24 protein-coding genes are annotated in these 21187 nt (G+C 68.8%); 13 read left to right on the forward strand and 11 right to left on the reverse strand.

The window, feature by feature from the left end; all coding sequences use genetic code 11:
• Positions 1-71: 71 nt before the first annotated feature.
• Entirely contained in the window at positions 72-488 is a 417-nt protein-coding gene (locus tag IAE56_RS12110) for a hypothetical protein (RefSeq protein WP_108768115.1), read from the reverse strand.
• Between the two features lie 141 nt (positions 489-629).
• Between IAE56_RS12110 and IAE56_RS12115 the strand changes: the two genes are divergently transcribed.
• Both IAE56_RS12115 and IAE56_RS12120 read left to right on the forward strand, forming a co-directional pair.
• Positions 630-1655 carry an AI-2E family transporter gene (locus IAE56_RS12115; RefSeq protein ID WP_108768116.1) on the forward strand — a complete coding sequence of 342 codons (1026 nt, stop codon included), beginning with the start codon at positions 630-632 and terminating at the stop codon, positions 1653-1655.
• Between the two features lie 96 nt (positions 1656-1751).
• Positions 1752-2183, forward strand: coding sequence for a pyridoxamine 5'-phosphate oxidase family protein (locus IAE56_RS12120; RefSeq protein ID WP_200752706.1), 432 nt, complete (start codon positions 1752-1754; stop codon positions 2181-2183).
• Between the two features lie 11 nt (positions 2184-2194).
• Here the strand turns inward: IAE56_RS12120 and IAE56_RS12125 are convergent, their stop codons facing one another.
• Positions 2195-3586, reverse strand: a complete 1392-nt coding sequence (locus IAE56_RS12125) for a DUF2867 domain-containing protein (protein ID WP_200752707.1) — start codon at positions 3584-3586, stop codon at positions 2195-2197.
• A gap of 14 nt (positions 3587-3600) precedes the next feature.
• Positions 3601-3912: a metalloregulator ArsR/SmtB family transcription factor gene (locus IAE56_RS12130; protein WP_200752708.1), complete on the reverse strand. Its 312-nt coding sequence runs from the start codon at positions 3910-3912 to the stop codon at positions 3601-3603.
• Between the two features lie 385 nt (positions 3913-4297).
• On the opposite strand from IAE56_RS12130, the gene IAE56_RS12135 reads away from it, so the two are divergent.
• The 4 genes from IAE56_RS12135 to IAE56_RS12150 all read left to right on the forward strand — a co-directional run bounded on the left by IAE56_RS12135 (position 4298) and on the right by IAE56_RS12150 (position 7889).
• A complete protein-coding gene (locus IAE56_RS12135) occupies positions 4298-4765 on the forward strand; it encodes a DUF2975 domain-containing protein (protein ID WP_108770634.1) in 468 nt (155 codons plus the stop codon).
• A complete protein-coding gene (locus IAE56_RS12140) occupies positions 4765-4989 on the forward strand; it encodes a helix-turn-helix transcriptional regulator (protein WP_108764376.1) in 225 nt (74 codons plus the stop codon). Before IAE56_RS12135 ends, IAE56_RS12140 begins: the two co-directional genes overlap by 1 nt.
• Before the next feature lie 42 nt (positions 4990-5031).
• Positions 5032-6567, forward strand: coding sequence for a TerC family protein (locus tag IAE56_RS12145; RefSeq protein WP_108768120.1), 1536 nt, complete (start codon positions 5032-5034; stop codon positions 6565-6567).
• 164 nt (positions 6568-6731) lie between these two features.
• Positions 6732-7889: a metallophosphoesterase gene (locus IAE56_RS12150; RefSeq protein WP_200752709.1), complete on the forward strand. Its 1158-nt coding sequence runs from the start codon at positions 6732-6734 to the stop codon at positions 7887-7889.
• A 118-nt stretch (positions 7890-8007) separates the two neighbouring features.
• Here the strand turns inward: IAE56_RS12150 and IAE56_RS12155 are convergent, their stop codons facing one another.
• The 5 genes from IAE56_RS12155 to IAE56_RS12175 all read right to left on the reverse strand — a co-directional run bounded on the left by IAE56_RS12155 (position 8008) and on the right by IAE56_RS12175 (position 11545).
• Entirely contained in the window at positions 8008-8643 is a 636-nt protein-coding gene (locus IAE56_RS12155) for a ferric reductase-like transmembrane domain-containing protein (protein ID WP_200752710.1), read from the reverse strand.
• Between the two features lie 3 nt (positions 8644-8646).
• On the reverse strand, positions 8647-9429 hold the full coding sequence (locus tag IAE56_RS12160) for a putative DNA-binding domain-containing protein (protein WP_200752711.1): 783 nt from the start codon (positions 9427-9429) through the stop codon (positions 8647-8649).
• A complete protein-coding gene (locus IAE56_RS12165) occupies positions 9422-10267 on the reverse strand; it encodes a DUF692 domain-containing protein (protein ID WP_200752712.1) in 846 nt (281 codons plus the stop codon). Before IAE56_RS12165 ends, IAE56_RS12160 begins: the two co-directional genes overlap by 8 nt.
• A 54-nt stretch (positions 10268-10321) precedes the next feature.
• Entirely contained in the window at positions 10322-10798 is a 477-nt protein-coding gene (locus tag IAE56_RS12170) for a hypothetical protein (RefSeq protein ID WP_108768126.1), read from the reverse strand.
• A gap of 102 nt (positions 10799-10900) precedes the next feature.
• Positions 10901-11545 (reverse strand): DoxX family protein, encoded by a 645-nt coding sequence (locus tag IAE56_RS12175; protein WP_200752713.1) that lies wholly within the window; start codon positions 11543-11545, stop codon positions 10901-10903.
• A gap of 342 nt (positions 11546-11887) precedes the next feature.
• On the opposite strand from IAE56_RS12175, the gene IAE56_RS12180 reads away from it, so the two are divergent.
• The 5 genes from IAE56_RS12180 (at position 11888) to IAE56_RS12200 (ending at position 16778) form a co-directional block, all read left to right on the forward strand.
• Positions 11888-12682 (forward strand): alpha/beta hydrolase, encoded by a 795-nt coding sequence (locus IAE56_RS12180; protein WP_200752714.1) that lies wholly within the window; start codon positions 11888-11890, stop codon positions 12680-12682.
• Between the two features lie 3 nt (positions 12683-12685).
• Positions 12686-13231, forward strand: coding sequence for a redoxin family protein (locus IAE56_RS12185; protein WP_200752715.1), 546 nt, complete (start codon positions 12686-12688; stop codon positions 13229-13231).
• Positions 13232-13288: 57 nt separating this feature from the next.
• Positions 13289-14029, forward strand: coding sequence for a response regulator (locus IAE56_RS12190; RefSeq protein WP_025873908.1), 741 nt, complete (start codon positions 13289-13291; stop codon positions 14027-14029).
• Positions 14026-15354 carry a HAMP domain-containing sensor histidine kinase gene (locus tag IAE56_RS12195; RefSeq protein ID WP_200752716.1) on the forward strand — a complete coding sequence of 443 codons (1329 nt, stop codon included), beginning with the start codon at positions 14026-14028 and terminating at the stop codon, positions 15352-15354. Before IAE56_RS12190 ends, IAE56_RS12195 begins: the two co-directional genes overlap by 4 nt.
• A gap of 164 nt (positions 15355-15518) precedes the next feature.
• A complete protein-coding gene (locus tag IAE56_RS12200; protein ID WP_108768132.1) occupies positions 15519-16778 on the forward strand; it encodes an MFS transporter in 1260 nt (419 codons plus the stop codon).
• A gap of 4 nt (positions 16779-16782) precedes the next feature.
• Here the strand turns inward: IAE56_RS12200 and IAE56_RS12205 are convergent, their stop codons facing one another.
• Entirely contained in the window at positions 16783-17730 is a 948-nt protein-coding gene (locus IAE56_RS12205) for a nucleoside hydrolase (protein ID WP_164073226.1), read from the reverse strand.
• Between the two features lie 154 nt (positions 17731-17884).
• Here IAE56_RS12205 and IAE56_RS12210 point away from each other — a divergent pair, with 154 nt between their 5' ends.
• The gene (locus IAE56_RS12210; protein ID WP_200752717.1) at positions 17885-18343 is read left to right on the forward strand and encodes a hypothetical protein; all 459 of its coding nucleotides are present in this window, start codon (positions 17885-17887) and stop codon (positions 18341-18343) included.
• Between the two features lie 31 nt (positions 18344-18374).
• Positions 18375-18701, forward strand: coding sequence for a hypothetical protein (locus IAE56_RS12215; RefSeq protein WP_200752718.1), 327 nt, complete (start codon positions 18375-18377; stop codon positions 18699-18701).
• Between the two features lie 81 nt (positions 18702-18782).
• Here IAE56_RS12215 and IAE56_RS12220 read toward each other — a convergent pair whose 3' ends face one another.
• Together IAE56_RS12220 and IAE56_RS12225 are read right to left on the reverse strand one after the other, a co-directional pair.
• Positions 18783-19502 (reverse strand): GntR family transcriptional regulator, encoded by a 720-nt coding sequence (locus tag IAE56_RS12220; protein WP_108768136.1) that lies wholly within the window; start codon positions 19500-19502, stop codon positions 18783-18785.
• A 267-nt stretch (positions 19503-19769) separates the two neighbouring features.
• On the reverse strand, positions 19770-21137 hold the full coding sequence (locus IAE56_RS12225; protein WP_200752719.1) for an SLC13 family permease: 1368 nt from the start codon (positions 21135-21137) through the stop codon (positions 19770-19772).
• Positions 21138-21187 lie beyond the last annotated feature (50 nt).

Here is a 21187-nt window from a genome sequence, read left to right on the forward strand (position 1 = left end):
CCCTCTGGCGGGGGGGCGCGCGGCCCGCGCCGCCCCCGGGCTGCGCGGCCGGCGCCGGGCAGGGCGCGGTGTTACTTCAGATGGGCCTTGGCGCAGGCCAGCACGTGGTTGTAGTCGCTGGACATGCACTGGTAGAAATCGCGCTTGGCGTCCGTCGCGCCTTCGCAGTCTGCATCGGTGATCTGCGGCAGCAGGCCGCGCATCGGCGTGGCCATGGCCTCGAACTTGGCGGCATCCATGTAGCCGCCGGCCACGTTCTTCGCGCCCACTTCCAGCATGGTTTCCAGCCCGTAGCGCGCGTTTTCGACGGCCTTGGGGCAGGACAGCTCGACATCGATGCGCTGCACTTCCAGCAGCGAGGCGGCGATGGCCTCGGCATCGGCCTTGACCTGCGGCGGCAGCGGCGTCGTGTCGGCATCGCCGCCCGCGGCCAGCGTCGGCAGCGGGCACAGCATCAACAGCAGGGCGGCGGGCAGCAGGCGGGGCATCGGGCATCCATGCGGGCAGGTGGGGCGCCAGTGTGCGCTGGCGTGGGCGCGGCCGCCAGAGGGCTGAACGGAACGCCGCGCACTGCCCCGGAACCGCCATGGCAATCCACTACCATGGGCCACCCCAGTGGATGTGCTGCCATGACCGACGTGATCCTTGCCCCGCCCAGGCCACCTGCCGCGCGCATCGCCGCCTGGCTGTTGATGCTGCTGGGCATGTGGCTGGCCCTGAAGCTGGGCCTGGTGGTCACCCTGTTGTCGGGCCTGCTGGTGTTCCAGCTGACCCACGTGCTGGCCAACACCGTGGAAGGCAAGCTGCCGCCGGGACGGGCGCGCGCGATTGCGGTCATCGTGCTTTCGGCGGTCATCATCGGTGCGCTGGTACTGGCCGGTATCGGCGTGGCCTCGTTCTTCCGCAACGAGACCGGTGGCCCCGACGTGCTGTTGGCGCGGCTGATGGACATCCTCAATACCTCGCGGCACCAGGTGCCCGCACTGCTGCAGCCGTACATTCCCGAAGACCTGACGCGGCTGCGCGAGGCGGTGAACGAATGGGCCGCCGAGCACCAGCGGCAGCTGGGCGTGGCCGGTACGTCGGTGGTGCAGGTGGGCGTGCGCGTGCTGATCGGCATGGTGCTGGGCGCGATGATCGCCCTGTACGACGAGTTGCCGCTGCCGAAGATGGGGCCGCTCGCGCAGGAACTGATCGGGCGCACAACGCGCCTGGCCGTGGCCTTCCGCCAGGTGGTGTTCGCCCAGGTGAAGATCTCGCTGCTCAACACGGTGTTCACCGCGGTGTTCCTGCTGGGCGTGCTGCCGCTGTTCGGCGTGCACCTGCCACTGTCGAAGACGCTGGTGCTGATCACTTTCCTCGCCGGCCTGCTGCCGGTGGTGGGCAACATCATCTCCAACACCATCATCACCATCGTGGCGCTGTCGGTGTCGTTCTACGTGGCGGTGGCGGCGCTGCTGTACCTGATCGTCATCCACAAGCTGGAGTACTTCCTCAACGCGCGCATCGTCGGCGGCGAGATCCAGGCGCGGGCCTGGGAGCTGCTGCTCGCGATGCTGGTGATGGAAGCGGCCTTCGGCCTGGCCGGGCTGGTGGCCGCGCCGGTGTTCTACGCCTACCTGAAGCGCGAACTGGTCGACCAGGGCTGGATCTGAACCCGGTGCGTGCGTGAAGGCGGCGCCACCACCACTGCACGCGCCAGTCACCGCACGCGGGGGAGGCTGGGCTCCCCTTCCATCCGGACCCAGCGCATGACCACGCTCACTCTGCCCGAACTGGCGAAGAAGATGGCCGGCATCGATTTCGCGATGCTGCAGACCCACGCAGCCGGCGAGATCGACGGCCGGCCGATGAGCAACAACGGCGACGTGGACTACGACGGAGACAGCTGGTTCTTCGCCCTGCAGAGCACCGGCATGGTGCAGCAGATCGAGGCCGATCCGAAGGTCGCGCTGGGCTTCACCGGCAGCAAGTCACTGCTGGGCAAGCCGCCGCTGTTCGTACATGTCACGGGCCGGGCCGCCATCATCCGCGAACGCGGCGTGCTGGCCCAGCACTGGGTTGAAGAATTGGAGCGCTGGTTCGAGCAGGGCGTGGATACGCCGGGGCTGGTGCTGATCCACGTGCATGCACAACGCATCCAGTACTGGGATGGTGAGGACCACGGCGAACTGACGGTCTGACGCCTGGCGGCTCAGGCCCCTTCGAACACAGCCTCATCCACCCAGTCGGCCAGCTCCGGCGCCAGCGCATGTTCCACCGCCCGCCGCAGCAGCGCCGGGGCGATGTAGTGGCGGTGCACGGCATCGATCATCGCCATGTACAGGCGGCCGAAGCGGTTGTGGGTCTGCACGCGCGAGCCCAGGCTGGCCTGCACGCTGCCGTCGTCGCCGAGCTGCACGCGAACGCTGCTGCGGAAGCGCAGGTGGCGGTCGTCGGCACCGAGCAGCACCTCGGCACTGCGGTCCTGCTGATCGATGCGCGTGTCCAGCACCGGGAAGCGGCCGGCGAACAGGCGGCTGCGGTCGGTGGACAGCAGCGACGACACCGGGCAGCCCAGCGGCGAGGTGCGCAGGCGCAACGGTGCGACCAGACGATTGCGCAGCGCCATCAACCGTCCCACGCCGCCCGGCGGATTGCGCAGGAAGCCATCCAGCACCTCGGCCAGCAGCGCGGAGGCCGAGCGCTGCGTGCACTGCCCGCTGCGCAGGGTCAGCACGGTCAGGTCCTGGTAGTGGCTGGAGGGCAGCGCACCGGCCAGAAGGCCCTGCGCATCGGGACGGCCGCTGTGCACCGGGTAATGCGGCGTGCTGCGTTCGACGAACCCGCGCAACGGCCGCAGGTTGATCCGCCGCAGCGGGCCCAGCAGTGAACGGGTCTGCGCGCACAGCCGCGCGCACAGGCTGGGCGGGGCGGCCTGCAGTGACAGCTGCAGCAGGGGCGCGGTAGCCAGCATGGCCGCACTCGGCCAATGCGGCGCCGGCAGCACTTCGGTCAGGCTGGGGATGTCGGCACTGTTGGCCTGCACCTGCGCGCGGGTGCTCTCGCTCATGGCCCCGGCCAGTTCATTGCTGTGGCACGACAGCGCGAACAGGGCAGGGTGGGCGGCATGGTTGGAGGCGAACTGGTGCCAGGTGCCGCCACCGAAGCGCACGGTGAACAGGCAGTCCGGCGGAATGCGGATGCGCCGCAGGCTGCGCAGGAAGGCGGCCGGGTCGGTGGCCAGCTGCGCATCGGCGGCGGTGGCGAAGCGCAGCTCCGCACCGGCGCTGCCGGCGATGGCGGTGAACATGCGCGGGCCGGCATGGCGATGGAACGGATGGCCGCCGCCGGCGACCACGAAGCTGTACAACGAGGACGCATCGCCGTGCTGCAGGTGCATCCCGCCCAGCCGCGCGGAGGATTCATCCAGCGCATCGATGAAGGCCGGATGGTGGCGCTGGCGTTCGGCGGCATCCTTCACCAGCGCGTCGCCGGCACCGATGCCGAGCTGGGCGATGAGGGTGACTTCGATGGGGCCTGCGCCGTCCTGTGCGGGCAGCTGGACACCTGGAAACGAACGGCTGTTGCGGGTCGAACCAGGCATCGTCGTGCTCCTTGTCAGCGGGCAGGGGACTTGCGGCGTGCGCGGGCTTCGCGCTTGAGCGGGCCACCGACCGGACACACTTCGGCGGCCCAGGAGAACAGCGTGTTGGCCAGGCGCTCGGGCACCTGGCGGAAATACACGAACTGGCCGCGCTTCTCGCGCTCGATCAGGCCGGCTTCTTCGAGGATGCGCAGGTGGCTGGACAGCGCCGGCTTGCTGAAGTCGAAGCGCTTGGCCAGCTCGCCCGCGCTCAGTTCACCGGCGCTGAGGTAGGCCAGGATCTGCCGGCGGGCACCGGAGGCGAGGGCTTCGAAGATGCGGTCCATGGATCGTTAATTAACTAATTCGTTAATTGATGATCCTGCGATCATCGGGCCGTGTCAAGCGGAGCGCCCGTTGTGCAGCCGGCCGTTGCGCAGGATTCCTTCAGCGCCCTGTTCGATACCGCGTGCATGCGCCCGGGTGAAGCCATGCTGGAACAGGCGTCCAGGCCGCCGGGCGAGGCGACGCCTCCGCGCCAGGGCCAGGCCGCGCCCGACGCGTGCGATTCATCCACCGCGTCCGGATGTGGTATATCGTTTATCGATAAATTCATCCCGGGCGGCGAGACCGCCCCATACCGGAGGCTGCTTGACCGCTCGTCCCGCCCGCGCCGAACCCGCGCGAGGCTTGTTCACCCTGGCCCAGACCGCCGTGCAGGCCGTACGGGCAATGTGCTGGCTGGGCATCCTGGCCGCGCTGCTGGCCGTGCCCCTGGTGGCCTACGACCGGCGCTGGCTGCTGGACAGCGTGCACGACGCGCACGCCGCGGCCGTCCACGGCAGCGATCTGTTCCTGCATTTCTGCATCGGCCTGGGCAGCATCGTCGCCCTGCTGGTGCTGTGCCTGGTGTTCCTGCGGCACCTGGCGCGCCTGCTGCGCTCGGCCGCCGGCGCGCGCCCGTTCACCCATGCCAATGCGCAGCGCCTGCAGCGCATGGCCTGGCTGATGCTGGCGATGGAAGTGCTGTCGATCATCATCGGCGTGTACGCGTCCTGGATGGGCCCGGACTTCGCCTGGATGGAAGTCGGCGGCGGCATGTCCATCACCGGCCTGATCGCCGTGCTGATGCTGTTCGTACTGGCGCGCGTGTTCGCCGCCGGTGCGGCCATGCGTGATGACCTCGACGGTGTCATCTGATGGCGATCGTCATCACGCTCGACCGCATGCTGCAGGAACGGGGCATGACCCTGTCCGAGCTGGCCGGGCGCATCGACATCACCCTGGCCAACCTGTCCATCCTCAAGACCGGCAAGGCACGCGCCATCCGCTTCTCGACGCTGGATGCGATCTGCCGCGAGCTGCAATGCACGCCGGGCGACCTGCTCGGGCACGACCCGCTGCAGGCGCAGGACGACGACTGAAAACTCCCTTTTCCCCTTACCTCATGAAGAAACGGAACCGAAATGGAATGGTTGGCTGACCCCTCGATCTGGATGGGCCTTGCGACCCTGATCGTGCTTGAGATCGTGCTTGGCATCGACAACCTGGTGTTCATCGCGATCCTGGCCGACAAGCTGCCACCGCACCAGCGTGACCGCGCGCGGGTGATCGGCCTGAGCCTGGCCCTGCTGATGCGCCTGGTGCTGCTGGCCGCGCTGGCCTGGATCATGAAACTGACCGAGCCACTGCTGACGCTGTTCGATCACAGCTTCTCCGGGCGCGACCTGATCCTGCTGGGCGGCGGCCTGTTCCTGCTGTTCAAGGGCACCATGGAACTGCACGAGCGCCTGGAAGGCCGCCAGCACGAGGACAACGGCAAGAAGGTCTATGCCAGCTTCGCGATGGTGGTCGCGCAGATCGTGGTGCTCGACGCGGTGTTCTCGCTGGACTCGGTGATCACCGCTGTCGGCATGGTCGACAACCTGGGCGTGATGTACGCCGCGGTGACCATCGCCATGGTGCTGATGCTGCTGGCCAGCAAGCCGCTGACCCGCTTCGTCAACAAGCATCCCACCGTGGTCGTGCTGTGCCTGGGCTTCCTGCTGATGATCGGTTTCAGCCTGGTGGCCGAAGGCCTGGGCTACAAGATTCCGAAGGGCTATCTGTACGCGGCCATCGCGTTCTCGATCCTGGTGGAAGCGTTCAACCAGTGGGTGCGCTTCAACCGTGAGCGCAACGAGCGCCGCCAGCCGTTCCGCCAGCGTACCGCCGATGCGGTGCTGCGCATGCTGGGTGCACGCCCGGCCAATGGCCACGATGACGCCGGCGAAGAGGAGCACGGTGATGCGGAGGAGCGCCTGCAGCCGGCCGAGCACGAGATGATCCGCAGCGTGCTGGGCCTGGCCGACCGGCCGGTGTCGAGCGTGATGACGGTGCGCGCCGACGTGCAGTGGATCGACCTGGCGCGTGGCCAGGACGATGTGGTGGCGCGTCTGGTGGCGTCGCCGCATACGCGCCTGCTGGTGGGCGAGGGCGACCTGGACAGCCTGCGTGGCGTGGTGCAGAGCCGCGACCTGCTGGCCGACCTGCTGCAGGGCCGGCCGCTGCAGCTGGAGGGCAACCTGCGCGAGCCGCAGTACGTGCTGTCCAGCGCCAGCGCATTGCAGGCATTGGAGCTGATCCGCCAGCACCCGGTGCCGCTGGCGGTGGCCGTGGACGAGTACGGCAGCGTGGAAGGCCTGGTGACCGCCAACGACCTGCTGGCGGCGATCGCCGGCGACCTGGCCGATACCCAGGACGAGCGCTACGGCGTGGTGGCGCAGGGCGAGGATCAGTGGGAAGCCGATGGCGCGCTGACTCTGGACGACCTGCAGCGCCTGGCGGGTGTGTCGCTGCCGCGCAGCAGCGACTACATGACCATTTCCGGCCTGGTGCTGGACCAGCTGGGGCGCCTGCCGGATGAAGGCGATGCCGTGGACGTGGCCGACGTGCGCATCACCGTGCTGGCGATGGAGAAGCGCCGCATCGCGCGCCTGCGCGTGCAAAGGCTGGCGCCGTAACGCGCGCCTGCCTCTTGTAGAGCCGAGCCCACGCTCGGCTGTTTTTCCCGCAGCCGAGCATAGGCTCGGCTCTACAGTTGGAGCAGCCGAGCATGGCTCGGCTCTACAGTTGGTGTATCCGAGCATAGGCTCGGCTCTACCCATTGCAACCTCCGCCCGTCACCATGGCGGGCCCCACGTTCTGGAATGCCGCAGTGCTGAGTACGATTGGTTTGTTGATGGGCCTGTACGTGGCCTGGCGCCTGTTCTGGCCGCTGCGCCTGCCGGTGTGGGCCAAGGCCCTGTTGTCGCTGCTGCTGGTGGCCCTGGCCGTGCAGCTGCGCATCGTCGCCACCTTCTGGGGCACGATGGCCTCGCCGGAAATCCCGAAGACGGCCATCGCCATGCTGGCCACCGGCTCCACCGCCGTGCTGCTGCTGGCGCTGGCGATGCTGTTGTTCGATGCCGGCCTGCTGTTGGCGCGCGTGCTGCGCCTGCCGCGCGCAGTCTCGGCCCTGCGTACGCCGCTGCTGCGTCCGCTGGCCGCAGGTGTCGCCCTGCTGCTCAGCGCCTACGGCGTCAGCCAGGGCATGGCAGTGCCGAAGCCGCGTCAGGTCGAGGTGGCGATCAAGGATCTGCCGGCCGCCTTCGATGGCTACCGCATGCTGCAGCTCACCGACATCCACGCCAGCCGCCTGCTGACCGGCGACTGGGTGCGCCAGGTGGTGGCCGAAAGCAATGCGCTGAAGCCGGACCTGATCGTGATCACCGGTGACCTGATCGATGGCACGGTGGATGCACGCCGCGATGATTTCCGTCCGCTGGGCGACCTGCAGGCGCCGGACGGGGTGATCGCCATCACCGGCAACCATGAGTACTACGCGCAGTACAGCGACTGGATGCAGGCCTTCCGCGCGCTGCACATGCAGGTGCTGGAAAACAGCCACACCCAGGTGCGGCGTGGCGATGCGGCGCTGACCATTGCCGGTGTCACCGACCCGGTGGCGGCGCGCTACGGCCTGCCGCTGCCCGACCTGCAGGCGGCGCTGGCCGGTGCCGATCCTGCCGCACCGGTGATCCTCCTTGACCATCGCCCGCGCAATGCCGCCGATGCCGCCGCACGCGGGGTGAAGCTGCAGCTGTCCGGCCACACCCATGGCGGGCAGATCATCGGCATGGACCAGCTGGTGAAGCGGGCCAATGGTGGCTTTGTCTCCGGCCGCTACGAGGTGGATGGCATGACCCTGTACGTGAGCAACGGCGCTGGCCTGTGGGCCGGTTTCCCCGCGCGCATCGGCGTGCCTTCGGAAATCACCCTGTTCACCCTGCGTCGCGCGCCGTAGTGCCTGCCGTGGGGTCGGATCCCTTTGCCACCGGCAAAGGGCTCTGACCCCGCAACCGCCTGGGGTCAGAGCCCATTTCCTGCGGAAATGGGATCCGACCCCGTGCCCACCCGGTCCGTCACGCCGCCCGCAGCGACCGTGCATGCCCACCGCGCTTCAGCGACTGCGCGCGCTTGGCAATGGCGCGCACCACAAAGGCGGTGAACAGCAGGGCCGAAGGTACGGCGTACCAGAAATTGGCCGGCACGCGCTTGAAGTATGAGTAGGTGAACACCGCGGCGATGATCCACATGCCGGTTACGTGCAGGCGGCGCCATGCGGTGGGGCCCATGCGCCGGGCGATGCCGCGGTGCGAGGTGATCGCCAGCGAGAGGATGGCCACGTAGCCCACCGTGCCGGGCAGGTTGGCCAGGGCCGAGCGTGCCGGCCAGAACGCCGGGTTGAGGATGCCGAACGCGGTGATCGCGATGGCATGCAGCAGGTGCGAGAACGCGAACGACAGGCCGATGATCCGGCGTTCGCGCAGCAGGAAACGGCTGGTCGGCCCCGGCAGCAGGCTGGCGAACGACGAAGCAGTGAACGCCGCCAGGAACAGCAGGAACGAGGTGCGTGCGGTGACCCGGATGGCCGCGCGGCTGCCTTCGGCCACGTCGGCGTGCAGGGCGAACGCGGCCAGCGCGAAGGCGATGAGCACCACGGCGATGGCCACGAACAGGCGCCAGCCGTGCAGGAAGGGAGTATTGGAAACAGCCATCGATCAAGCCTCGGAATGGAGAAGGGTAGTGCCGGCCGCTGGCCGGCAATCAGGGAAAGCGGTCAGCACAACCAGCACACCCGCCGCGCACAGTTCGCCCAGCAAGGGCGCAGCCACCACGTGCAGTGCATCGGCGGTCACGCCATGCGCCTCGGCCAGCGCCTGCAGCGCGTCATCCACGCGCGCGCCGTCGCTGCCAAAGGCCGACAGCAGCGCATACGCCAGCGGTGCCAGTTCCTCGACCTGCAGCCGGTAGTCCACCAGGCGGCGCAGCAGCAGAAGCGTCGGCTCGCTGACGGCGGCATCGTCCATCGCGGCGTCCTCATGCACCGGCCACTGGTAGCCCAGTACCCGCACCAGCGGCGACAGCGCCAGCACGTCGCTGCCCGCAGGCGTGTACTGCAGCGAATGCCCTGCGTCGCGCGCTTCGATGTGCAGCGCCTGCTGGGTGCTTTCGTAGTGCGCCAGTTCCGCCGCCCAGCCGGGCAGCGCGAAGGTGTCCTGCGTTGCCAGCCATGCGGCGAATTCGCTGGCGATCTGCGGGAACAACGGGGTATGGCAGGCGTGATGTGCGTAGTAGTGCTCGACCAGGCTGCGCCAGCGCGCTTCGCCCAGTTGTTCCTGCAGGCGCGGCAGGCTGCCGGCCAGCAGGCTGTCCAAGCTGTCGATGCACAGGCGGCGGTACACCGCCAGCCGGCGTGCCTCGATGCCATCGGGCGCCGGCATCGACGGGTCGCGTACATGGTCGGCCCAGCGCTGCTGCAGGGTGGCCAGCGACTCAGCCATGGGCCATCTCCGGCAGCAGCACCTCGGCCTGGGCCTGGCGGATCTGCGTGACCTCGGCCAGCAGTTCGGCCAGCGGCGGGAAGTTGAAATCGCGCTCCAGCAGGGTGGGGCGCACGCCGACACGCGCATAGGCCTCGCGCAGCAGGGCCCAGACCACGCCCTTCACCGGCGCGCCGTGGGTGTCGATCTTGAAGCCATCGTCTTCGTCGAAGTGACCGGCCACGTGCAGCGAGGCGACACGGTGGCTGGGGACGCGGGCGAGGAAATCGAAGGCGTCGTAGCCGTTGTTGCAGGCGTTGACGAAGACGTTGTTGACGTCCAGCAGCAGGTCGCAGTCTGCTTCGGCCAGCACGGCGTTGATGAAGTCGATTTCGCTCATGTCCGCGCCGGGCACGGCGTAGTAGGAGATGTTCTCCACCGCGATGCGCCGGCCCAGCGTGTCCTGCACCTGGGCGATGCGCCCGGCGACGTGGCGCACAGCTTCGGCGGTGAACGGCAGCGGCAGCAGGTCGTAGACATGGCCGCCGGCGGCGCAGTAGCTCAGGTGTTCGCTGTACAGCTGCACCTGGTGCAGCTCGAGGAAGGCGCGGGTCTGTGCCAGCAGGGTGCGGTCCAGCGGGTCCGGGCCGCCCAGCGACAGCGACAGGCCGTGGCAGGTCAGGCGGTGGCGTTCGCTGAGCTGGCGCAGCGCGGCACCATGGGCGCCACCGACGCCGATCCAGTTGTCGGGCGAGACTTCGAGGAAGTCGATGGCGTCGGCGGGCATTGCCAGCATCTCGTCAATCAGGCCACGGCGCAGGCCAAGACCAGCGCTGGCGGAAGGCAGGGGCAGGGACATGCGCGGTACTCCAGGGCAGTGGCGCCGCCACGAGGGCGGCGCCGTTGAGGGCAATCAGTCGTTGACGCGGGAGAACAGGCCCTTCGGCATCGGCTTGCCGTTGGCGGTGTAGACGCTGCGCAGGTAGTCGTGCGCTTCCTGCTCGCTGATGTAGCCGTCGTGGTCGGCGTCGATGCGGTCGAATTCGGCGGCACGCTTGCCGGCCACGGCGTTGAACTCGGCACGCGAGACCCGGCCGTCGTGGTCACGGTCGGTGCGGGCAAACGAGGCGTCCCCGCACTTGCCTTCGCCGCACTGGCCTTCGGCCACCTTGGCCTTGCCGGCGGGCTTGCTGGTGGCGGCCTTGTTGGCGCCGCACTTGCCTTCACCGCACTTGCCTTCGGCGGCGGCGCTCATGGCCACGGCACTGATCGCCAGCGGCTGGATCGCGGCGGCCTGGCCAGCCAGCAGCAGGCCGCCAGCCAGGGCGATACCGATGGCGCCGATGCGCGGCAGACGGGAAGCAGCGGTGTTCTTGGTCGAGACGGACATGGTGGTGACTCCTTGGGATGTGCACGCAGGGCGTGCGGGATGGACGCCGCGGGAAGGCGACGGAATGCGATGCGAAGAAAAGTGGGAAAGGGCGGAGGCGGATCAGGCGCTGCGGCGACGACGCAGCACATGGGCCAGCAGCAGGGCGCCGCCGAGCAGGGCACCGCCGAATCCAATGCCCGGCAGCAGTGCGGCAATGGGCAGCAGCAGGGCGACCAGGCTGACGCCCCAGCCGAGGCGGTCATCGCCAACTGCGGCACGCTGCGGGCCGCCCAGCAGGCGGTCGACGCTGAGTGCGCCGCCACCGTTTAGGATCAGCGGCAGCAGCATGGCCAGGAACAGCAGCGGCAGCTTGAAGTTGCCATAGCCCTGGTCGGTGATGGCATAGCCCTGCCAGAGTTCGCCGAGGCCGTTCCACTGGTCGGGCCAGTGCACGGCGGCGATGGCGACCACGGTCAGCACCCAGAAGATGTAGGCCACCGAGCGCGTGGCCAGGCCGAGCAGCAGCATCACCGCGCCCACCAGTTCCAGCCACGTGGCCAGCTGCCAGTTGAGCGAGGCGGGCAGGGTGGAGAAGGGGAACGGGAAGCGGCCGTCCAGATCGGCGAACCAGTTCTGGCCGCCCAGCTTCTCGCGGCCGGATTCAAAGAACTCCCAGGCCAGCAGGGCGCGCAGGGCCAGCGGCGAAAGCCAGCGGCCGACGGCATCCAGGCGCGGGGTGTAGAGGGAAGAGGCGGTGCTGATCATGGGTGTGTCCTGCGGGCCGGTGGTCGATGGAGGCCATTTCGGGCCACGCAGGTATCGGCAACGTGTGCCGATGCCCGGGGTTTTGTCAGCGACTGTGGCTGCGGCAGGGGTTTCGTACAGTTGGATACAAAGACGCCGCGTCGGGGCGCATCGGCGCGCTGCGCGCCCGCGTGCGGGGAACCCTGTTCCCCCGGTAGTGCCGGACCATGCCCAGCGGCCGAATGTATCGGACTGTAGGAACCGGCCGCCGCCCTACAGTCCGGTACAACTCGGCGCCGCAGCGAAACAGCAGCGATACACCCACCGGCGGAAATGGCCACTCCCAACACCGGAGTGCCACCCATGATCCGCACCACCCTGCTTGCCGCTGCCCTGGCCCTGGCCGGCGCCGCCACCCCCGCCTTTGCCGCGCAGGCCGATGCCGGCGCGCCGCCCACCATCATCCTGGTACATGGCGCCTTCGCCGATGGCTCCAGCTGGAACAAGGTCATCAGCACCCTGCACGACTGGAAGCTGCCGGCGGTGGCCGTGCAGAACCCGCTCAGCTCGCTGGCTGACGACGTGGCGGCCACCCGCCGCGCGATTGCGGCGGCACCGGGCAAGGTGGTGCTGGTCGGCCACAGCTGGGGCGGAACGGTCATCACCGAAGCGGGCAACGATCCCAAGGTGCAGGCGCTGGTCTACGTGGCCGCGTTCGCACCGGATGTCGGCCAGTCCTCCGCGCAGCAGGGCGAAGGCTTCCCGGTCGGCCCCGGGCTGACCCGCCTGCAGGAGACGGACGGCTACCTGACCCTGCCGGCCGATGCCATCGCCCAGGATTTCGCACCCGACGTGATGAAGAAGACCGCCGCCCTGCTGTACAGCACGCAGGTGCCGTTGAAGGCCAGTGCGCTGGGGGAGGCCGTGACCACCGCAGCGTGGCGCAGCAAGCCGAGCTGGTACGTGGTCAGCCGCGATGACCGCATGCTCTCGCCGCAGCTGCAGGTCGCCACCGCACGGCGCATCGGCGCGCAGCTGCAGTCGATCGGCAGCAGCCATGTAGCGCTGCTCTCGCACCCGGCGCAGGTGGCCGACAGCATCCTGGAAGCTGCCGGGGTGAAGCCGGCCGAGCTGCCGCTGGCCGAGCAGGGGGGCTGAGCGATGGCCACGCTTCGTGCCTACACCGTGCCGCTGCTGCTGGCCCTGCTCGGCGCCGCTGCGCTGCTGCTGGCCTGGTCCAGCCCCGAAGCCGGTGCACAGACCGCCGAGGCCGCACCCGCGGCGGGATTCAGCGGCGGTGGGCCGTGGCACAACAGCCCGCCGCTGACCCTGGAGCAGCTGCGCGGGCAGGTGGTGCTGGTCGAGTTCTGGACCTACGGCTGCAGCAACTGCCTCAACGTCGCGCCGTACGTGCACCAGTGGCATGCGTGTTATGCGCCGAAGGGCCTGCGCGTGATCGGCGTGCACACGCCGGAATTCGCCTATGAAGGCCTGCAGGGCAACGTGCGCCACGCGATCCGCCGCCTCGACATCACCTGGCCGGTGGTGCAGGACAACCAGTACCGCATCTGGAACGCGTGGGGCAATCGATTCTGGCCGGCGCTGTACCTGGTCGACCGCCAGGGCCGGGTGGTCTACCGCCATTACGGCGAAGGCGATTACGCACGTACCGAAAGCGAGATCCAGCGCCTGCTGGCCAGCCCCTGAGCCGCGCTACCATGGCCGCGCCGCGCGGCCTTGTCCTCCGCCGCCATCGAGAACGCAATGAACCACGTACCGCACATCCTTGTCGTCGACGATGACAGCGACATCCGCCAGATGCTGGCCGATTACCTGCAGCGCAACGGCCTGCGCGTCAGCCAGGCCGATGGTGGCCGCGCCATGCGTGCGCTGATGGACACCCATGCGGTGGACCTGGTGGTGCTGGACGTGATGATGCCGGGCGAGGATGGCCTGAGCCTGTGCCGCAACCTGCGGGCCGGCAAGCACCGCGCCGTGCCGGTGGTGCTGCTGACCGCCCGCGATGATGAGACCGACCGCATCATCGGCCTGGAAATGGGCGCCGATGATTACGTGACCAAGCCGTTCTCCTCGCGCGAACTGCTGGCGCGCATCAATGCGGTGATCCGCCGCACGCAGATGCTGCCGCCGAACCTGCAGGTGAGCGAAGCCGGTCGCCAGCTGGCCTTCGGCGAATGGCGCCTGGATACCACCGCCCGCCACCTGCTGGATGCGCAGGACACCGCCTATCCGCTCAGCGGCGCCGAGTTCCGCCTGCTGCGCGTGTTCCTCGACCATGCCAACCGCGTGCTCAGCCGCGACCAGCTGCTCAGCCTCACCCAGGGCCGCGATGCCGAGCTGTTCGACCGCTCGATCGACCTGCTGGTCAGCCGCGTGCGCCAGCGCCTGGGCGACGACGCGCGTGAGCCGACCTACATCAAGACCGTGCGCAGCGAAGGCTATGTGTTCAGCGTGCCGGTGCAGCTGCTGGGGCCGGAGGAATGAACGCCACCGCGCGCCGCCTGCCGTGGCCGCGCCTGTCTTGGCCGCGCACGTTGTCCGCGCGCCTGCTGCTGTTGCTGCTGGGCGGGCTGACCCTGGCCCACGCGCTGTCGTTCGGCCTGCTGTTCTTCGAACGCTACCAGGCCACGCGCAGCATGATGCTGCGCAACCTGGACGAGGACGTGGCGGTGAGCGTGGCCCTGCTGGAGCACCTGCCGGCCGACCAACGCGAGGCCTGGGTGCCGCGCCTGGAACGGCGCACCTACCGCTACCTGCTGCGCCCGGCCGCCGCCGGACCGGCGCTGGAAACCGAGCGTGCACGCCAGGTCACCGCCATCATCGATGACAGCCTGGAGCATCGCTATCCGCTGCAGGCCCGCCAGGTCGCGCGCCTGCCCGAACGTTTCGAGGTGGAACTGCGGCTGCACGATGGCACGCCGTTGACCATCGAAGTAACGCCGTCCGGCCTGCCGCTGGCGCGCTGGCTGCCAGCCGTGCTGCTGGCGCAGCTGGCCCTGCTGCTGCTGTGCGCGTGGCTGGCGGTACGGCTGGCGCTGCGGCCTTTGCAGCAGCTGTCGCACGCCGTCGAGCACCTGCAGCCGGGCAAGGACGCACCGATGCTGGCCGAAGATGGCCCCGCCGAAGTCGGTACGGCGGCCGCCGCATTGAATGCGCTGCAGGCGCGCATCCGTGGCCATGTCAGCGAGCGCCTGCAGATTCTCGCGGCGATCTCGCACGACCTGCAGACGCCGATCACGCGGATGAAGCTGCGGGTGGAAACGCTGCCCGAAGACGCGACCCAGCAGCGCCTGCTGGATGACCTGGACCACCTCGGCCAGCTGGTGCGCGAAGGCGTGGCCTATGCACGCAGCAGCCACGTGGCCAGTGGTGCGCCGGTGGCAATGGATCTCGGCGCATTCCTGGCCAGCGTGGTCGGTGATTACGAGGACATGGGCAAGCCGGTCTCGGGCGGTGCACCGTCGGGGCTGACGGTGCAGACCTGGCCGCAGCCGCTGCGGCGGGTGGTCGGCAACCTGGTGGACAACGCGCTGCGCTATGCCGGCAGTGCCGAGATCGATGCGGGTCGCGATGCGGCCGGCAAGCCGTGGATCAGCGTGTCTGATCGCGGCCCGGGCATTCCCGAGGACCAGCTGCAGGCCGTGCTGGCCCCGTTCCACCGGCTGGAGAGCTCGCGCAACCGTGATACCGGCGGCACCGGGCTGGGCCTGGCCATCGCCGTGCAGCTGGCGCAGTCGCTGGGCGGTTCGCTGCAGCTGCGCAACCGCGAAGGCGGTGGCCTGCAGGCGGTGCTGCAGCTGCCGGGCTGATGGGTGGGGTCGGATCCCTTTGCCACCGGCAAAGGGCTCTGACCCCACAACCGCCTGCTTGGGGTCAGAGCCCATTCCCTGCGGGAACGGGATCCGACCCCGACCCCGGCTGCAGATGCACCGCGCCGTCACCCCGCGCGTGACACCCTCCGGCCATGAATGAAATGACGGCGGCGCGGCAGCGCTCGATGTGGGTCGCGGGCCTGTCCACCGTGGTGGAGTGGTACGACTTCACCCTGTACCTGTATTTCGCCACCGTGTTGTCGCGGGTGTTCTTCGGCGGCGGCGAGCAGGCGATGTTGGTCACGCTGGCGGGCTTCGCCGTCTCCTACCTGATGCGCCCGCTCGGCGCGCTGTGCTTCGGCCACCTCGGTGATCGCCTCGGCCGGCGCTGGATGCTGCTGGCCTCGATGGCGCTGATGGCGGCGGCGATGCTGGCCACCGCCCTGCTGCCGACGGCCGCCACGGCGGGTACCACGGCCGGCGTGCTGCTGCTGGTCCTGCGCTGCGTGATGGCCTTTTCGGTGGGTGGCGAATACACCGGCGTGGTCGCCTACCTGCTGGAAAGCGCGCCGGCGCGTCGGCGTGGACTGGTCACTTCGCTGGCCTCGGCGGCCAGTGAAGTGGGCGCGCTGCTGGCGGTGGCGATCTCTGCGGTGACGGTGGCAATGCTCACGCCCGCACAGCTGGATGGCTGGGGCTGGCGCATTCCGTTCTTCGTCGGTGCCGCGCTCGCGCTGGTGATCCTCATCGCACGCTCGGGCATGCACGAATCGCCCGAGTTCGAGCGCCAGCGTCGCGAGGGCAGCATTCCGGCGACGCCGCTGCGCCACGTGCTGCGCAACCATCCCGGCGCGGTGGCGCGCACCTTCGCGATTTCCGCACTCGGTTCGATCACTTACTACGTCGGCATTACCTACGTGCCGGCGTTCCTGCACGCGCAGGGGCACGATGAAGGCGATGCGCTGTGGTTGTCGACAGTCGCGGCAGTGGCGGTCATCGCCATCACGCCGCTGTGCGGACTGCTGTCCGATCGCTTCGGGCGGCGACCGCTGCTGCTGGGGCTGACCGTGCTGGCGGCGTTGCTGCCGTTGTCGATGTTCGGCTGGATGGCCGAGGCCGCGCCGCTGGGCATCGCGCTGGCGGCGGTGGTGCTGGCCTGCGTGGCGGGTGGCATCAGCGCGGTAGCGGCACCGGCCACGGCCGAGCAGTTCCCGGGCGAGGGCCGGGTGAGCGGGCTGGCACTGGGGGTGACCATGGCCACGGCGGTGTTCGGCGGTGCGACACCGTGGCTGGCGCAGTGGTGGGTGGAACGCAGCGGCTGGGCGGCGGCGCCGGGCGCGATGATCGCGCTGGTGGCGGTGCTGGTGCTGCCGGTGCTGTGGACCCTGCCCGAGACGACCCCGGGCAGGGGCAAGCGCTAGGCGATCAGACCGCCAGGGTCTGCTCGATGTCGGCCAGCACGGCCGGCGCATCCACGCCGATGGCGATCGACTGCAGCACGTGGCCATCCCACACGCTGGGGCCGAAGGCCAGGCCTTCCGGCTTGGGGATGGTCATGCCGCGGGCAACACCGTCGGTGGCCACGCGCACGCTGGCGCGCTCGAACTGGAACAGCTCCGGGCGGGTCAGGGCGATGCAGGCGCAGCAGTCGTGCACGACCATGCCCTTGTGCCCGGCCTGCAGGTAGAAGTCCACGTAGTCCTGCGACAGCGCACGCACCAGCTCGGCATCGGCACCGCCGATGGCAGCCAGCTTGTCCAGGCCGTCACGGTCCATTTCCACGCGGGTGGTGACGTCCAGGCCGATGGCGGTGACCGGCCACTGCGCGGTGAACACGATGTCGGCCGCTTCGGCGTCGCCCCAGATGTTGGCCTCGGCGGCCGGGGTGATGTTGCCGTTGACGTGGAAGGCGCCGCCCATCAGGACCACGCCGCGCACCAGGCCGGCGATATCCGGGGCCTGCTGCAGGGCCAGGGCCAGGTTGGTCATGCGGCCGACCGCGATCAGGGTCACTTCGCCCGGGTGGGCGCGGACCAGGTCGATGATCAGCTGGTGGGCCGGGCGCGCATCGGCGGCCACGTCCAGCGCAGCCGGCACCGGGTGGTTGCCCAGGCCGTTGTGGCCATGGATGTGCACCGGCCAGGCTTCCGGGGTGGCTTCGGGCTGCAGCGGGCCGGCGGCGCCGCGCGCGACCGGGGCGGCAAAGCCCCAGGCCTGCTTCAGGTACAGCGCGTTGTGGGTGGTCGAATCCACCGACGCGTTGCCGAAGGTGGTGGTGACGCCGACCAGGTCGATCTGGGCGTGCTTGTGCAGGTACAGCAGGGCCAGCGCGTCGTCGACGCCCGGATCCGTATCGAAAATGACTTTCAGCATGTTGTTGTTCTTCTTCTTCCGTGTGGTGCAGGGGGGCCGGCGGGACCCTGGGGGCCGGGCCGGCGCGCCCTACATTGTCCCATCTTCATGACAGGCAGGGCGAACCGCTGCGGCGGTGCTATCGTCAGGGGGTATCCACGGAAGGAGAACCGCCATGAAGACCCCCGCGATCCTGCTGGCCGGCCTGCTGTGCCTGGGCGCCGTCGCGCCGGCCCTGGCCACCTCGGTGGAGCCGAAGCCGCTGGAGGAAATGGTGGCTGAAGCCGACCAGATCGTCCGCGCCAAGGTGGTCGCCGTGGAAATGGTCGATGGCAAGGGACGGCCGCTGACCGATCCCGGATCGCGCACCGGGCCAGGCTCGGACAACGAGATCCGCCTGGTCCTGCAGGTGCAGGAAGTGCTGCGGCCGCGGGAAGGCAAGGTGCCGGCGACGATCCGGGTGCCGCTGTGGACGATGTGGCATTACACCTTGGGCCATATCCGCGAGGCCACGCTGGGCAGCGAAAGCCTGTTCCTGCTCAAGGGCGAGCGCCATGCACCGGTCTATCCGATGGATTTCCAGCGGCCGCTGGAAGAGCGCGCGCGGATCCAGTCATTGATGGTGGCGCCATGACCGCGCCGTTTCGCTGCTGCGGAGGCACGCCATGCTGGTGGTGACCCTGGTCCTCATCGCCCTGGTACTGGGCCTGAACCTGGTCGCCACGTATGTGGTGGTGCGGCGCGACGACGTGTCGGTGGGAGGACGGATGGTGCAGCTGCTGCTGGTCTGGCTGCTGCCGCTGGTCGGCGCGATCCTGTGCATGGCGATCGCCACCGCCGATGGCTCGGTCAGCCGCAGCCATGGCAGCTTCGCGGGCAGCTACGATTCCTCGGCCGGGTATGCCAGTGACAGCCACAGCAGCCACAGCCATGGCGGATCGGACTGCAGCAGCGACAGTGGTGGCGGCGATGGTGGCAGCTGCGGCGATTGAGGCGCAGGCATTTTGTAGAGTCGAGCCATGCTCGACTGCCCCGAAAAAGCAGTCGAGCATGGCTCGACTCTACGGAACAGCTCAGCCGCCGCCTTCGGTCGGCAGCGGCGCGGGCACGTTCAACAACCCACCATCGGCCACGTACGCGGCCAGCGCCTGGCCCTGGCTCAGCAGGTGGCGTTCCATCGTGCGCTCTGCCGCCTGCGCGTCACGGCGGCGGAAGCAGTCCATCAGCTCGCGGTGTTCGGCCAGCGACTGCGCCGTGCGGCCCGGTGCCAGCAGCTGGCGGCCGCGGTGCATCTTCAGGATGCGGTGCAGGTCGTGGGTGATGCGGATCAGCCACGGGTTGCCGGCGTAGTGCTGCACGGTTTCGTGGATGAGGTAGTTGTTGCGGTAGTACTCGGCGATGTTGCCGTTGGCCGCTGCCGCTTCCATCGCCGCATGCAGGTCTTCCAGCTGCTGTACGCCGGCGTCGTCGATGTGCTTGACCGCCTCATGCGCGCAGCGGCCTTCCAGCATCGCCATCACCGGGAACAGCTGGTTGAGGTCTTCCAGGGTCAGCCGCGTGACCCGCGCACCGCGGCCAGCATCGATCTGCACCAGCCCTTCGGCGGCCAGCAGCTTCAACGCCTCGCGCAGCGGCGTACGGCTGATGCCGAGTTCCTCGCACAGCGCGGGTTCGTCGATCCATTCGCCCGGCGGCAGCCGGTAATCGTAGATGCGCTCGCGCACATGCTCGGCCACCTCTTCGTACAGAGGTGCGCGCTTCTTCGGCGAACGCGGGGCGGGAGCAATGGCCATGGTGGAAAGTGTACTGCCTCCCTGCGTGGAACCTGTAACGCGGTGCGGGAAACCCGGTTGGGCGAAATCCGATGGAAAAAATGGCTGGCAGAAACTGCTTGGTAGAGTCGACCGTTGGTCGACTGCTCTTCGCATGGATGCCGAAGATCCCGCGCTGCGCGCGATAGTCGACCAACGGTCGACTCTACCCGGTCGCCCCCCCAGTCGCCCCCAGCCGAATCCGGCCCGTGCATCGAAGGGCGCCGGAATCCTCCGGCGCCCCGTCACTTACATCCAGCCCGGTACCACGAACACCAGCCAGGCCAGCAGCGGGCCAAACGCCACCACCAGGCCGCTGTACACCAGGAAGCGGCGGAACAGCGTCTCGCGCTCTTCCTTCGCGGCCGAGGCCACCACCAGCGCGCCGTTGGTCGAGAACGGGCTGACGTCGACGATGGTGGACGACACCGCCAGCGCGCAGATCACGCCGGCCGCACCCAGGTGGCCCTGCATCAGGAACGGCACCGCCAGCGGAATGGTCGCGCCCAGCACCGCCGCCGAAGAGGCGAATGCAGACACGATGCCGCCGACATAGCAGACCAGCAGCGCACCCAGCAGCGGGATGCCGATGCTGGAAACACCATGGCCGATGAAGTCCACCGCGCCGGCGTGTTCGAGCACGCCGATATAGGTCACCACGCCGCAGATCAGCAGCACGGTCGACCAGCTGATGCCATCGACCGCACCCTTCTGGCTCTGCGGCGAGAGCAGGGCCAGCACCACCGCGACGGTGATCGAGACCAGGCCGACGTTGAGGTTGTAGATCAGCGCGGCCACGCCCAGGCCGAGCAGGCCGATCAGGGTGAACAGACGCTCGCGGGTGAAGCCCACCGCATCCAGCGCGGCCGGATCATTGGACAGCGTGCCACCACCCGCGGCGACCAGCGCGCCGTGTCCTTCGATGGCGAACTGCCGCGACGACGCCTGCGGGCCACCGGCCATGGCGAGCTCGGCATTGCCTACGCCACCGGCGGCGGTGATCGAACCGCGGCGCATCAGCGCGATGCCGCCGAAGGCCAGGAAGCAGATGATCGCCATCATGAAGTTGAAGCCGAGGCTGGTCAGGAACACCGCCATCTCGGTCACTTCCAGGCCGGCCTTCTGCACCACGCCATTGGTGATGCTGCCGTACACGCTGATCGGCGAGAAGCCACCGGCCTGCGCACCATGGATCACCAGCAGGCCCATCATCAGCGGGTTGATGTTGTACTGCTTGGCGAAGCGCAGCGCGACCGGGCCGATGATGGCCACCGCGGCCGGACCGAGCGCGCCGAAGGCGGTCAGCACGGCGGTGATGACGAACATCACCCACGGAATGGCCACGATGTGGCCGCGTACCGCTTTCACCGCCCAGTGCACCAGCAGGTCGATGGTGCCGTTCTTCTGCGCGATGGCGAACAGGTAGGTGATGCCGACCAGGGTCAGGAACAGGTCACCGGGGAAGCCGGCGAGCACGTCCTTGCCCCCCATGTCGACGAAGATGCCGCCGATGATGAAGGCGAGGGCGAAGGCCACCGCACCCATGTTGATGGGCATCGCGGTGGCGACGATGAACATGATCACCAGACCGATGATCGTTGCGATTTGTGGACTCATGCGCCCTCCCAGACACGTGACTCGGGTACAGCTCGGATGGAGACCCGCCA

The sequence above is a fragment of the Stenotrophomonas sp. S41 genome (genome assembly GCF_016624625.1).
Lineage (GTDB): Bacteria > Pseudomonadota > Gammaproteobacteria > Xanthomonadales > Xanthomonadaceae > Stenotrophomonas.